This is a genomic window from Pseudomonas sp. 18.1.10, from assembly GCF_024655625.1.
In the GTDB taxonomy this organism is placed as follows: Bacteria; Pseudomonadota; Gammaproteobacteria; order Pseudomonadales; family Pseudomonadaceae; genus Aquipseudomonas.
In genome coordinates this window covers 15,945-29,034 of sequence record NZ_JANLGL010000066.1, presented here as the reverse complement: position 1 = coordinate 29,034, position 13,090 = coordinate 15,945, and the positions used below count along the sequence as shown (strand labels likewise).

General features: G+C 63.9%; 9 protein-coding genes. 1 reads left to right on the top strand and 8 read right to left on the bottom strand.

Going from position 1 to position 13,090, the window contains the following annotated elements; translation table 11 throughout:
• Nucleotides 1-69: 69 nt before the first annotated feature.
• From NUV89_RS13750 to NUV89_RS13730, 5 genes are all read right to left on the bottom strand, one after another.
• Nucleotides 70-1,683, bottom strand: a complete 1,614-nt coding sequence (locus NUV89_RS13750; protein ID WP_257781738.1) for an ABC transporter ATP-binding protein — start codon at nucleotides 1,681-1,683, stop codon at nucleotides 70-72.
• Nucleotides 1,680-2,579, bottom strand: coding sequence for an ABC transporter permease (locus NUV89_RS13745; RefSeq protein WP_257781737.1), 900 nt, complete (start codon nucleotides 2,577-2,579; stop codon nucleotides 1,680-1,682). The genes NUV89_RS13750 and NUV89_RS13745 overlap by 4 nt, the downstream gene beginning before the upstream one ends.
• Before the next feature lie 3 nt (nucleotides 2,580-2,582).
• Nucleotides 2,583-3,533, bottom strand: a complete 951-nt coding sequence (locus tag NUV89_RS13740; RefSeq protein WP_257781736.1) for an ABC transporter permease — start codon at nucleotides 3,531-3,533, stop codon at nucleotides 2,583-2,585.
• Nucleotides 3,530-5,143 (bottom strand): ABC transporter substrate-binding protein, encoded by a 1,614-nt coding sequence (locus tag NUV89_RS13735; RefSeq protein ID WP_257781741.1) that lies wholly within the window; start codon nucleotides 5,141-5,143, stop codon nucleotides 3,530-3,532. Before NUV89_RS13735 ends, NUV89_RS13740 begins: the two co-directional genes overlap by 4 nt.
• Nucleotides 5,144-5,205: 62 nt before the next feature.
• Nucleotides 5,206-7,626 (bottom strand): TonB-dependent siderophore receptor, encoded by a 2,421-nt coding sequence (locus NUV89_RS13730; protein ID WP_257781735.1) that lies wholly within the window; start codon nucleotides 7,624-7,626, stop codon nucleotides 5,206-5,208.
• A gap of 400 nt (nucleotides 7,627-8,026) precedes the next feature.
• Between NUV89_RS13730 and NUV89_RS13725 the strand changes: the two genes are divergently transcribed.
• Nucleotides 8,027-10,084, top strand: coding sequence for a TonB-dependent receptor (locus NUV89_RS13725; RefSeq protein ID WP_257781734.1), 2,058 nt, complete (start codon nucleotides 8,027-8,029; stop codon nucleotides 10,082-10,084).
• Nucleotides 10,085-10,581: 497 nt separating this feature from the next.
• Here the strand turns inward: NUV89_RS13725 and NUV89_RS13720 are convergent, their stop codons facing one another.
• From NUV89_RS13720 to NUV89_RS13710, 3 genes are all read right to left on the bottom strand, one after another.
• Entirely contained in the window at nucleotides 10,582-11,928 is a 1,347-nt protein-coding gene (locus NUV89_RS13720) for an ATP-binding protein (protein ID WP_257781733.1), read from the bottom strand.
• Nucleotides 11,904-12,569, bottom strand: coding sequence for a response regulator transcription factor (locus NUV89_RS13715; protein ID WP_257781732.1), 666 nt, complete (start codon nucleotides 12,567-12,569; stop codon nucleotides 11,904-11,906). Before NUV89_RS13715 ends, NUV89_RS13720 begins: the two co-directional genes overlap by 25 nt.
• A 75-nt stretch (nucleotides 12,570-12,644) precedes the next feature.
• Nucleotides 12,645-13,067 carry a hypothetical protein gene (locus NUV89_RS13710; RefSeq protein ID WP_257781731.1) on the bottom strand — a complete coding sequence of 141 codons (423 nt, stop codon included), beginning with the start codon at nucleotides 13,065-13,067 and terminating at the stop codon, nucleotides 12,645-12,647.
• Nucleotides 13,068-13,090: the final 23 nt, after the last annotated feature.

Sequence of the window (13,090 nt, the reverse complement as noted above, 5' to 3'; positions counted from 1 at the left end):
GACTGATCCACCGCTTTCGCGAGCAAGCCCGCTCCCACACAAGCCCGCTCCCACATTTTCTTGACCGAGTCACGCCGCCGCTTGCCGCCCCGGAATCGCCGCAATCAGTTCCCGGGTGTACTCCGTAGCGGGCCGGTTGAAGATGTGTTCCACCGAGCCATGCTCAATCACGCGACCCTGACGCAGCACCAACACCTGGTGCGCAAAGTTGGCCACCACCGACAGGTCGTGTGACACCAGCACATAGGCAATGCCCATCTCCCGTTGCAGTTCTTCCAGCAGGTCGAGAATGTGCGCCTGCACTGACACATCCAGGGCGCTGACCGGTTCATCCAGCAGCAACAGATCCGGTTTCAACGCCAGGGCGCGGGCGATGGCGACGCGTTGGCATTGCCCACCGGAGAGTTCGCGGGGCAGGCGGTCGAGGTAGCTGACCGGCAGGTGTACGCGGCCGATCAGTTCGCGCGCGGCCTGTTCCAGGGCGGCGCCCTTGAGCAGGCCGAAGGATTCCAGCGGCTCGACAATACTCTCGAAAATCGTCAAGCGTGGGTCCAGCGCGGCGAACGGGTTCTGCTGCACCAGCTGGATGCGTTGGCGCAGCGGGCGGAATTCGCGCCAGCTGAGGTCGGTGATGTCCTGTTGTTCGAAGTGCACGCGGCCGTGGCTGGGTTTCTCCAGGCCGAGGGCGATGCGCAGCGCGGTGCTCTTGCCCGAGCCGGACTCACCGACAATCGCCAGGGTCTGCCCGGGGTACACCTCCAGACTCAGGTCCTCCAGAGCGAGGAAGGTGCTGGCTTCGCCCTTGACCTTGGGCAGCGCGAAAGTCTTGCCGACGTGGTGCAGGCTGAGGATCGGCGCCTGCGTCGGGTCCAGGTTCAGCAAGGGTTCGCGGCGCCTGGCGAACGCCGGCGCGGCGGCGATCAGGGCGCGGGTGTAGTCGTGTTGCGGCGCGTCGAGGATCTGCCGGGGCGGGCCCTGTTCTACCAGCTCACCGTGCTGCATCACCAGGATGCGGTCCGCGCGGTCGGTGGCCACGCCGAGGTCGTGGGTGATAATCAGCAGCGAAATCCCGCGCTCACTGACCAGGCGTTGCAAGTGGTCGAGGATCTTGCGCTGCACGGTGACGTCAAGGGCGCTGGTGGGCTCGTCGGCGATTATCAGGCGCGGGTTGCCGGCCAGGGCAATGGCGATCAGCACCCGCTGGCGCATGCCACCGGAGAGCTCGTGAGGATATTGGCGGGCGCGCAATACCGGTTTGTCGATGCCCACCTGTTGCAGCAGCTCGACAATATCGGCATCCACGCCGGGGTAGCGTTTGCCGTTTGCCAGGATCAGCGCTTCAGCGATCTGCTGGCCGACGCGCAAGGTCGGGTTGAGGCTGACCATCGGGTCCTGGGGCACCAGCCCGACGGTGCGGCCGCGCACGCCACGCTTCTGGCGTTCGCTGGCGTGGGTCAGCTCGTTGCCCGCGATCCACAGCGCGCCGCCGCTGATCTGCGCGTTGTCCGGCAGCAAGCCGAGGATCGCGTTGGCGAGGGTCGATTTGCCCGAGCCGGACTCGCCGACAATCGCCACGGTCTCGCCCTCGGCAATCGCCAGCGACAGCTGTTTGACGGCGGCGGTGAGTTGCCCGCCGGAACGGTAGCTGACACTGAGTTGGCGCACATCCACTAAAGCGCTCATCGCTGGGTCTCCTCGAAGGTGCGGGCGATATGGTTGAGGCTGAACACCACGGCCACCAGGAACAGGCCGGGCAACAGGGATACCCATGGCGCGGTGATCAAAAAGTGCCGGCCGTTGGCGATCAGCGTGCCCCACTCGGCAGCCGGCGGCACCGCGCCGAAACCGAGGAAGCTCAGCCCGGCTGTGGCGAGGATCGCTGCGCCGAAATCCAGGGTCGCCAACACTGCCACCGGGCCCCAGGCATTCGGCAGGATATGGCGCAGTAAGGTCCGCCCCCAGCTGGCGCCGCCCAGGCGCGCGGCTTCGACATAGGGCAGGGTCTTGACCCGAAGTACTTCGGCGCGGGTGGTGCGGGCAAACCCCGGAATGATGCCGACGCCCACGGCGATGGCCACCGGCACCGTACCAAAGCCAATGGCCGTGACAATTGCCAGGGCCAGCAGCACGCCGGGCAGGGCCAGCAACACATCGACAACACGCATAATCAGCGAGTCGATCCGCCCGCCGGCAAAGCCCGACAGAATGCCCAGCCCAAGCCCGCCCACCAGCGCAATACCCACCGCCAGCGACGCCGCCAGCATCGACAGGCGTGCGCCGTAGACCACCCGGGTAAACAGGTCGCGGCCCAGTTCATCGGTGCCGAACCAGTGGGTCAAGTTGGGCGCGCGCAGCTTGTCGGCAGGGGAGGTGGCGTAGGGGTCAAAGCCGGTCAGCAGGTGCGGGAGCACGGCACTGACCAGCGCGAACAGCACCAGCAGCAGCGCCAGGCTGAAACCGGGTTTGCGCAACAACGGCAACAACACCGCCGTGGTGCGTTGCAGGCGGCTGCGGCGGCGCCACAGCGGATGGCTGGCCGGGATGGCTTGGCCGTGCAGGTTCTGCTCAAGGATGGTCATGGTCTAGGACACCTTTGGCGTGTGGGAGATACGCGGGTCGAGCCACGGGTACAGCAGGTCCACCAGCAGGTTGACCAGCACAAACGCCGCCGCCGACACCGCGACGATGGCCAGCACCACCGGGATGTCCTGGCGCAGCACGGCTTCCTGGGCCAGGCGGCCGATGCCGGAGCGGGCGAAGATGGTTTCCACCAGCACCGCACCGGACACTGTGTTGCCCACCTGCAAGCCAATCAGCGTGAGGATCGGCAGCGCCGCGTTCTTGAAACCGTGGCGCGCCTGCACCTGGCCGCGGCTGAGGCCCTTGGCGTAGGCGGTGACGATGTACGACTCTCGCCACACCCCCTGGAAACTGCGTTGCAGCACCTGGGCGTACACCGCCGCGCTGGGAATCGCCAGGGTCACGGCGGGCAATATCAGGCTTTCAAAGCCCTTGCTGCCGGTGGCCGGAAACCAGCCCAGGCCAAACGCAAACACCTGGATCAACAGCAAGCCCATCCAGAACACCGGCACCGAAAAGCCCAGGGACGGCAGGCGCGTCAGGGCCTTTTTCAACGGCTGCCAGCGGACGTACGCGGTCAGGTAGGCCAGGCCGATGCCGCCGAGCAACGACAACACGATGGCCAGGCCGGCCAGGGACAGGGTTTGCGGCAAACGCTCCACCAGCAATTCAGCCACCGGGCGGTTCATCGACAGCGACTGGCCGAAGTCGCCGCGCAACGCGCCCCACAGCAGGTCGAAGTACTGCTCGAACACGCCCTTGTCCAAGCCGTAATAGGCCCGCGCCTTGGCCAGGTCTTCCACCGACAGCGCATCGGCCTCCATGCCCGAGGCGCTGAGCATCAGGGACAGGGTGTCGCCCGGCAGCAGATACAGGATGAAGTACGTGATGCTGTAGGCGCCCCACAACACCAGCAGCGCCTGGCCGACACGGCCGATCAGGTAGCGGCTCATGGCGTGCCGATCTCGATATCACCCAGCAGGGCGAAACCTTCGGCGGTCCAGCGGAAGTTTTTCACCTTGGCCGAGGTCGCGGCCTGCCACACCCGCTCATACACCGGGAACGCCGAGCTTTCATCGATCAGCAGGTCTTGCAGGGCGCCATAGGCCGCCGCGCGTTGTGGACCCTGGGTGGCGGTGATGCCCGCATCGAACAAGCCCTTGGCTTTTTCCAGTGTGGCCGGCTCGTAGGTGTTGGTGGCGACGGTGGAGCTGTTGGCGGTGCGTGGGTCGAGGATGGTTTGCAGGATGATCGGGTCGGCGCGGGTCATGTAGTTGATCGTCAGGTCGTAGTTGCCGGCGGAGTTGTTGGCGACCCACTCGGCGCGGGTGACCACGCTGAGTTTCAACTCGATGCCGACCTTGCGCAGTTGGTCCTGGATCAGCACGTCGCCGGCGGTTTCCGCCGGGCTGATGTTGTAGCTCAGGCTCAGGCGCTTGCCGTTTTTCTGCCGGTAACCGTCGGCGCCCTTGGCCCAGCCGGCTCCATCCAGCAGCTGTTCGGCGCCCGCCGGGTCATAGCCGAGCTTGGCCGCCTGGCTCTTGGCGAAGGGCGTGGTCACGTCGAAGATGCCTTGCACCACCGGGAACTCGGCGTTGTACACGGTGCTGGCGTAGCTGGTGCGGTCGATGGACTTCTGCACCGCCAGGCGTACTTGCCGGTCGGCGAGGATGCGTTCGCCACGGGTGTTGGGGTAAAGGTTCAGCGCCGGGCCTGGCAGCGAGCGGCTCTGGATGGTCGCGCCCTTGGACTGGAACAGCTTCAGGTCCACCTCGGAGAACGGGTTGCGCGGCCACAGGATGTCGGCCTTGCCTTGCAGGAACAGGCCGTTACGCACGCTTTCTTCGGGGATGTAGCTGATGTCGATGGCGTCCAGATGGGCTTCGCCCTGGTTTTTCATATTGGCCGAGGCCCAGGCGTAGCCTTTGCGTTTGGTCAGGTGCGCGCCGACTTCCGGGGTGTAGCTCGCCAACACGAAGGGCCCGGTGCCGATGATCTTGCCCAGGGAGCGCTCCTTGACGGTCAGCGCATAGGAGGCGGGCGCGAGGATCGCCAGGTTGGTGGTGGAAGTGGCCTGCAAGAAACCCGCGTTGGGCCGCGACAGCACCAGTCTGACGGTGAAGTCATCCACCACTTCGGCATGGTCGTAACCCGCCAGGTAGGTCGCACCAAACGTGGCCGGCAGCTCGGTGGCCAGGGCCTTGTCGCTGTCGAACGCGGTCTTCACTGCCTTGGCATCGAAGCGTTCGCCGTTGCTGAAGGTCACGTTGTCGCGCAGGTGAAAGGTGTAGGTCAGCGCGTCGTCACTGACCTCCCAGCTTTTGGCCAGCCACGGGATGATCTTGCCGGTTTCTGGGTCTTGGTCAGTGAGGGACTCGGCGACATTGCGCAGCAGCACCCGGTGTTCCAGCCAATAGACCTGGAACGGGTCGACGCTGACCAGAATCGTGTTGTCGCCAAAGAACGCGATGTTCAGGGTTTTGTTGGCCTGGGCCTGCTCACCCGAAGGCGAGCAACCGGCCAGGGCCAGCGCCAGGGCGCACGGGGCCAGCAAGCGGCTCATCAAGTTGGAGGTAGTCAATGGTTAGCCCTCATGTGGCGGTTCGGGTGCATGCACGGTGTGGATCAGAAGTCGTAGGCCAGCTTGGTGTACCAGTAGCCGCCGCCCGGGTAGAACGGCGGGTTGCCGTAGGCCGCCAGGCCCAGGTTGCTGTACACCGCGTGCTTGTCGGGGCGCACGTCGAAGATATTGGTGCCGCCGATGCTCACGGTGAGGTGGTCGACGAAGGTGTAGCTCACGTCCAGGTCGGTGATCCATTTGGCGCCGAAACTGCGGTCGCCGCTGGGGTTGACCGCGAGGGTCTTGACCGCGCCGTAGCGCGCGGTTTGCAGGTTCACCGCGAGGTCTTCGATTTTCCAGTTGGCGCCGAGGATCCATTTGGTCTTGGGCGAGGCGTCGGTGAGGTCGCCGGCGCGGTCGCGGCCCACCAGGGTCACGCCGGTGTTAGCCAGCGCGGCCGGGGTGTCGCGGCTGTCCTGGATGGTGGTCTTGTTCCAGTTGAAGCCCAGGCTCCAGCGCACCTCGCCATAGGCGTCCAGCGGCGTGGTGTGGTCGGCGACCACGTCCAGGCCCTTGGTGCGGGTGTCGAAGGCGTTGGTGTAGTAGTTGACCCAGGTGCCGGACGGCACGCCTTGGGCGGTGAGGATCGCGTTGATCGCGCCGTTGCCGCGGTCGTAGATGTTGCTGGTGAGGGCGATGCGGTCGTCGATGTCGATCAGGTAGGCGTCGGCGGTGATGCTGGTGCGCGGCGCCGGCTGCCAGGTGAGGCCGAGGCCGAGGTTGCGTGATTTTTCCGGCTTGAGGTCATCGCCACCGAGGGCCTTGGCCAGGTTGCTGCCCGACGGCGTCAGGCGGGTCACGGCGGGCACCACGTTGCCGTCGGCATCCAGGGCCACGCGGTTGTCGGCGACGGTGTAGCCGATCTGCGTGAGCGATGGCGCACGGAAGCCGGTGCCGACGGTGCCGCGCACGGCCACGCTGTCGGTCAGCTCATAGCGTGAATTGACCTTGAGGCCGAAGGTGTTGCCCGAGTCATCGTCGTAATGTTCGACGCGACCGGCCACGTCCAGGAACCATTTATCGGTCAGGTCAAAACCCAGGTCCAGGTAACCGGCGACGTTGTTGCGGATCAGGCTGACTTCATCTTCCGGGCGGATCGTCACCGCCGCCTGCGCGCCCGAGGCGGCGGGGTAGGTGCCGGTGATATAGGCCTCGCGGTCACCGGCGAAGGTGCTGAAATGCTCCCAGCGATGTTCCAGGCCGGCCGACACCTGCACCGGCGAGGTCAGGTTGAACAGGCTGTCGTAGCGGCGGGTGAAGTCGAGGTTGTTGACCCACTGTTCAAAGCGGAAAGTCGCCAGGTTGTCGAACTTGGTTGGCGACGCTGTCCCCAGCGACGGGTTGATATTCAGGTCGCTGGAATGGTGCACATTGTTGCGCCCGTAGGTGGTGCTCAGGTCCCAGTTCCATTCGGCCAGTTCACCCTTGCCGCCAAACAGCAACTGGTAGTCGCGGTCCTTGATGTTGTTCAGCGGGAAGTAACCGTCGGGGAACACCTCGGGCACGGCGGCGGTGCCGGTGGGCAGGCGGAAATAGTTGGCGGCTTCGGCATCCCGTTCACCGTAGGTGGAGAACGAGTACAGCGTGAGGTCTTCCAGAGGCAGTTCGGCGTTGTAGGCGAGGTTGAAGGCCTTGAGATCGGGGTCGCCGTTCTTGATCGCCACGCGGTCCCAGGCCGCTTCCTTGGCCGGGTCGTTGAAGGCCTTGACGCTGCTGTCGGCCTTGTCGTTCCACGACGCATTGCCGCGTTTGCGCGCGTCGGCGGAGAGGTGGAAAAAGCCGCCCTGGCCCAGCTCGAAGCCTTGGTCGCCGGCCACCTTGATCGTCTCGCCTTCGCCTGAAAACAGCTGGCCGTAGCTGGTTTCCAGATGGCCGCCGCTCTTGCTGTTTTTGAGGATGATGTTGATCACGCCCGCCACCGCATCCGAGCCGTACTGCGCGGCGGCGCTGTCTTTGAGCACTTCGATATGGTCCACGGCGCTGACCGGGATCAGGTCGATGTCTACCGCATTCGCGCCGCTGTTGTCGATGGACCCGCGCTGGCCGGTGGCGCCGTTGTGCCGGCGTTTGCCATTGACCAGCACCAGGGTGTACGCCGGGCCCAGGCTGCGGTTGCTCAAGGGCCGCGTCACCGAGTTGTAGCCGGCGATATTGGTGCCGAAGTTGAACGACGGCAGCAACTTGGCAATCGCCTCGGACAACTCCGCGCGGCCGGTCTTGAGCAACTGGTCGCTGTTGATCACGTCAATCGGCGCCGGGCTGTCGGCCACGGTGCGCTCCTGGCCGCGCAGGCCGGTGGAGATCACGGTCACGGTGTCGAGCTTGGCGTCATCGGCAAACGACGGCGCGGCGGTCAAGAGCAGGGAGCTGGTCAGCAAGGACAGGTGGAACTTTTTCAGCGGTAGGGCGCAGGCGAGATCGGGCATGTCAGCAATAGTCCATTAATTCTGGTACTGGCCCGTGGCGTGGGTACAGCTTCGAAAGCGTGGTAGGGGAAACGATTAAGGTGGGGTTGAACTGAATTTATTACTATAAAAAACCTGAGTGAAATTCTTTTTTCGAATAAGCTAATTATTAAATATTGTTATTTAGATAATTTATAAAATTATTAATTTTCATGATCGTTCCAGCACTCGGCGTGGGAACGATCAAATCGAAGTGGTGTGTGTTGAGTCGGATACATTTCACGGGTTACGTCGCGAATGAGATGGATTATCAATTCTGTTTATTTCGGCATTTTTATCCCTTAAACTTCGCGCCGCTGGCGTTTGGCTACCTGTGCGCCCGCAGAAAAAACAATAACTAGCTGGCGTAGGGGTGCAGGGCGTGAATGTCAAAAAAACTACAATCGCGATGGCCGTAGGGTCCATGGCGTGCCTGGCGCACGGGGCCTGGGCGGCGGAGAGCAACAGCCTGGAAATCGCGCCGATCACGGTCAGCGGTGAAAAAATCAACCGCACCCTGGAGCAAACCCAATCCAGCGTGGTGGTGGTGACCGAACAGCAGCTGCGCGACAAGGCCGACCACAGCCTGGTCGACGTCTTCGCCCGTACGCCCGGCGTGTACAGCCAGGCCGGCAATGAAAACTGGGGGATTCGCGGTGTACCGGTGTCCGGTTTCGACGACCAGGGCCCGGCTACCCTCAATGGCGCGGTGTCGGTGTATGTCGATGGCGCCGTCCAGCCCAACCGTACCCTCACACTGACGCCGACCGGCTTGTGGGATGTGGAACAGGTCGAAGTGTTCCTCGGCCCGCAGTCCACCACCCAGGGCCGTAACTCCCTGGCCGGCGCCGTGGTGATCCAGACCCGCAACCCGACGTTCCAGCCGAAGTTTTCGGCGCAGACCAACGTGGGCAACTACGGCGAAAAAGGCGCGGCCGTGGCCGGTGGCGGGTCCATCGTCGACGACAAGATCGCCGGGCGTATCGCCCTGGATTATCAAGACGGCGACGGCTACATCGACAACATCGCCCTGGGCAAGGACGCCAACCCCCATCGCACCAGCAATGCGCGCGGCAAATTGCTCATCGTGCCCACCGATGACCTCGATGTGCTGCTGACTTACGCCCACAACGAGCACCGCCAGGGCGACAACTCGGTGATGCGCACCAAGGACAAGGTGCGTTACTACAAGATTTCCTCCGACACCCAGGCCTACGACAACCTGATCCAGGACACGGTCAGCGCCAAGCTCGACTACCGCCTCGACGAGCACTGGTCGCTGACCAGCCTCACCGCCAACACCGCCTCCGACTACAACAACCGCCTGGACTTCGACCAGAACGCCGTCGACAACGAAGTGATCCGCCGGCGCCAGGATGGCAACCTGTTCAGCCAGGAACTGCGCCTCAACTACAGCTCGGACACGGTGAAGAGTTTTGTCGGCGCCTACTACGGCCACAACACCAACAACTTCCACGACCAGCTGTTGTTCGACGGCGATTTGGCGGCCACCGTCAAGGGCGCCACCACCATCGAAAACAAGGCGCTGTTTGGCGAAGTCGACTGGACCTTCGCCCCGCGCTGGACCCTGGTCACCGGCCTGCGCTACGACCGCGAGAGCAACGACACGAACATCAAGCAGGACGACCTGTCCGACGCGGGCAAGGTCAACAAATCCTTCGCGGCCGTGCTGCCCAAGCTGGGCCTCAACTACGAACTTGCTGCCGGCCAGTACCTCGGTTTTATGGTGCAGAAGGGCTATCGCGGCGGCGGCGTCAACGTGCGCTCCGGCAGTGGCCACGAGGCCTACGACCCGGAATACACCACCAACTACGAGTTGTCGTATCGCGGTTCATTCTTCGACGACACCTTGCGCACCCGCGCCAACCTCTACTACACCGACTGGAAAGACCAGCAGGTCAGCGTGCGCCAGGCCAGCACCAATATCATCAACGTGTACAACGCCGGGCGCAGCGATATCAAAGGCCTGGAAGTGTTCGTCGAGAAAGACCTCAGCGAACAGCTGACCCTGACCCTCGGCGGCGCGATCACCGACAGCCAGTACAAGGATTTCGTCACCGACCGCGGCCAGGACCGCAGCGGCGAAGCCTTCCTGTATGCGCCGAAGTACAAGGCCTCGGTGGGGGCCCTCTACCGCGTCAATGAGCGCCTGACACTGAACACCGACGTCACCTACCAGAGCAGTGCGCCGTCGGCGTATGAGTTCAACGCGGCCGGCAAGGTCACGGGCGAGCGTCGCAGCGACAACTACGTGCTGGCCAACTTCAGCAGCGAGTACAAGGTCACCCAGAACGTGGCGGTGTCGGGGTTTGTGAAAAATGCCTTCGACAAGCAGTACGTCACCAACAACCGTGATGACGAAATCATCGATGCTGGCGCGCCGCGTACGTTTGGCATGGCGGTGCGGTACGACATGTAGCTAGAGCCCCATTCACAAGGTTGCACCGGGCTAGTGTGGGAGCGGGCTTGCCCGCGATAGCGGTCGTTCAGTGATAGGTGTGCTGCCTGATCCACCGCTATCGCAGGCAAGCCAGCTCCCACATTTTGAACGGTGTTGATAGGGCAGGCGGTGTTCGGCCGCAGATCTTACAAACACAGCTGATCCCTGTGGGAGCTGTCGAGCTTTAGCGAGGCTGCGAAGGCGGCGGCATGGCTTGTAGAGAGGGTGCCTGACCGATCGCCATCGCAGGCAAGCCAGCTCCCACATTTTTGAGCCGTGTTGATGGATAGAAAGTGCTCGGCTGGAGATCTCACAAACACAGCCAATCCCTGTGGGAGCTGGCTTGCCTGCGATAGCGGTGGGTCAGTTATAGGTGTGTTGTCTGATCCACCGTATTCGCGAGCAAGCCCGCTCCCACACAAGCCCGCTCCCACACAAGCCCGCTCCCACAGGTTGATCTGATTTGTGTCTGGGATCTAGGTAACAATCCACACCGAAACACATAACCCACGCTGTGCCACCGGGTCACTGAACTCCAGCTCCACCCGCGTCCCCGTGCGCTCGGCGATGGCCTTGACGATCGACAGCCCCAGCCCGGAACCGGCCTCGTCGGTGCCCAGGCTGCGGTAGAACGGGTCGAACACCCGCGCCTGTTCCTCCACGGTAATCCCAGGCCCCGAATCCTTGATTTGCAGCTGCACCGCGCCCGCCATCATCGCCACCGACAGATCGATGCGCCCGCCCTCAGGGGTATAGCGGATGGCGTTATCCACCAGGTTCTTCACCAGGGTGAACAGGTCCATCGGGTTGAACCGCACCTGCACGTCCTGCGGGCTGTCCACGCCGATATCGATCCCCTTGCGCTCGGCCAGCGGCAGTAAATCCTCCAGCACCTGGCGATACACCTCATGCACCGAAAGCCCGGTTTGCACCCGCGCCGTGTTGGCTTGCGCTGTCGCCAGGCTCAGCAGTTGGTCGATCAGTTTGCGCCCGCGCTCGATGCCTCGGGACAACGGTTCGAAACGCTCGCGGGCCTGGGGCGACAGGTCCGCGCCGGCCAACCGGTCGGCCTGCAAGGCCAGCGCGGTCATCGGCGAGCGCAGCTCGTGGGCGGCGTCGGCGACAAAGCGCCGTTGGGTGTCCATCGCCTGGCCGACCCGGGCCAGCAGGCGGTTGATCGCCACCACAAACGGGCGCACTTCGGTGGGCAGGTGTTGCTCGTCAATCGGGTGCAGTTCGTGCTCGGCACGTCGGTCGATCTGCGCCGCCAGCACGCCAATCGGGCGGAACAGCTTGCGCACCAGATCGCCGACCACCAGCAACAGCACCGGCAACAGGATCAGGAACGGCAACAGGCTGCGCCACGCGCTTTCGCGGGCGTCCTTGTCCCGGGCCGCGGATTCCTGGGCCACGGCAATGCGCTCGCCGTGGGCGGTGGTGCGCACCAGCACGCGGAAGGCTTCGCCCGCCACTTCGACCGTTGCAAGGCCGTCGGCCAGGCTGGCGGGGAAGGGCAGCGGCAGGGCTTCATCGTTGCTGCCCGTGGCGTGCGCGCCGTCACCGAGGTGTTGGATAATCAGCCGGGTTTCTTCGTCATCACCGTCGATGGCCGTGCCCTGCGGGTACTTCAAGGTCATTTGCTGGCGGTCGTACACCATGGCGACCTGGCGCAAGGTCTCGTCCTGCTGTTCATGGGCCTCTTCAAAGGCCGAGACAAAGGCAAACACGCCTGCCAGCAGCGCCACCAACAGAATCGCCAGGGACAGCGTCACCGACAGGCGCAGTTGCACCGATTCACTCAAACGCCTTTTGAAACCATCCATCCCATGCCCCTGACATTCTTGATGACCTGACTGCCCAACTTGCGCCGCAAGGCGTGAATCAGGAACTCGATGGCGTTGCTTTCCACTTCGTTGCCCCAGCCATACAGGCGGTCTTCCAATTCACTGCGCGACAGAATCGCCCCGGGGCGAATCAGCAGGGCCTGCAACAGCGCAAACTCACGGCTGGACAGCGCCACGCCGGGTTGCCCATCGATAGTGGCCTGCTTCGACAGCAGGTCTAGCGTCACCACGCCATTGCCCAGCACCGACTGCGCGCTGCCGCCTTTGCGGCGCAGCACGGCGCGGATGCGCGCGAGCAGCTCGGGAATGTCGAAGGGTTTGAGCAGGTAGTCATCGGCGCCGCCATCCAGGCCGCGCAGGCGGTCGTCGAGACTGTCGCGGGCGGTGATGATTAGCAGCGGCACCGGGTTGTTGCGCGCGCGGAGGGTGTCCAGCACATCGAGGCCGTCCTTGCCGGGCAGGCCGAGGTCCAGCAGCACCAGGTCGTAGGGATGGGTGTCGAGGGCGGCCAGGCCGGTGAGGCCGTTCTTCACCCAGTCGGCGGCGTAGCTCGCATCGCTGAGGGCGCGCTGGATCGCGTCGCCAATCATGGGGTCGTCTTCGACCAGCAATATGCGCATCGCGCTCTCCGCTGAAATAGCCAACGCGGCGAGGTGATCGCCGCGTGTGTAGTGAAGCACCTGTGGCGCCAGGCGTCAGCCTTTCATCGCGTCGAAGGCCTTGAGCAGGTCATCCAGCGAGGCCTTGCAGTCGGCCCTGTTGGGGTTGCCGTCACGCAACGCCGAGAGCGCACGGTCGATGGCCTTGTCCAGCACGTGCCAGTCGTTGGCGGCACGCGGCTTGATCCCGGCTTCGGCGGCGTCCCAGCTGCTTTCCAGGTCCTTGATGCGGGCCTTGGCGCCGGCCAGGTCGTTTGTGGCTACGAGGGCGGAGACGTCCACGGCAATGTTGCGGAACTCCGACAGGTCGCCCAGCTTCGAGGCCTGGCGCTGGCTGGTGGAGGGGCTGGCATCGCTCGCCGGTTTATCGGCCGGTTTCGAGCAGCCGGTGGCGATGCTCAGCAGGGCAATGGCGCCGGCGATGGCCACGCGGCGAATTAGGTTTTGAACAGGGCGCATAAGGGTTTCCTTGAGTTGAGTAT

Bases quoted from the DNA above. Each gene is read 5' to 3' on its own strand.
- NUV89_RS13750 (WP_257781738.1), bottom strand. From the start codon at position 1,683: ATGAGCGCTTTAGTGGATGTGCGCCAACTCAGTGTCAGCTACCGTTCC.
- NUV89_RS13745 (WP_257781737.1), bottom strand. From the start codon at position 2,579: ATGACCATCCTTGAGCAGAACCTGCACGGCCAAGCCATCCCGGCCAGC.
- NUV89_RS13740 (WP_257781736.1), bottom strand. From the start codon at position 3,533: ATGAGCCGCTACCTGATCGGCCGTGTCGGCCAGGCGCTGCTGGTGTTG.
- NUV89_RS13735 (WP_257781741.1), bottom strand. From the start codon at position 5,143: ATGAGCCGCTTGCTGGCCCCGTGCGCCCTGGCGCTGGCCCTGGCCGGT.
- NUV89_RS13730 (WP_257781735.1), bottom strand. From the start codon at position 7,626: ATGCCCGATCTCGCCTGCGCCCTACCGCTGAAAAAGTTCCACCTGTCC.
- NUV89_RS13720 (WP_257781733.1), bottom strand. From the start codon at position 11,928: ATGGATGGTTTCAAAAGGCGTTTGAGTGAATCGGTGCAACTGCGCCTG.
- NUV89_RS13715 (WP_257781732.1), bottom strand. From the start codon at position 12,569: ATGCGCATATTGCTGGTCGAAGACGACCCCATGATTGGCGACGCGATC.
- NUV89_RS13710 (WP_257781731.1), bottom strand. From the start codon at position 13,067: ATGCGCCCTGTTCAAAACCTAATTCGCCGCGTGGCCATCGCCGGCGCC.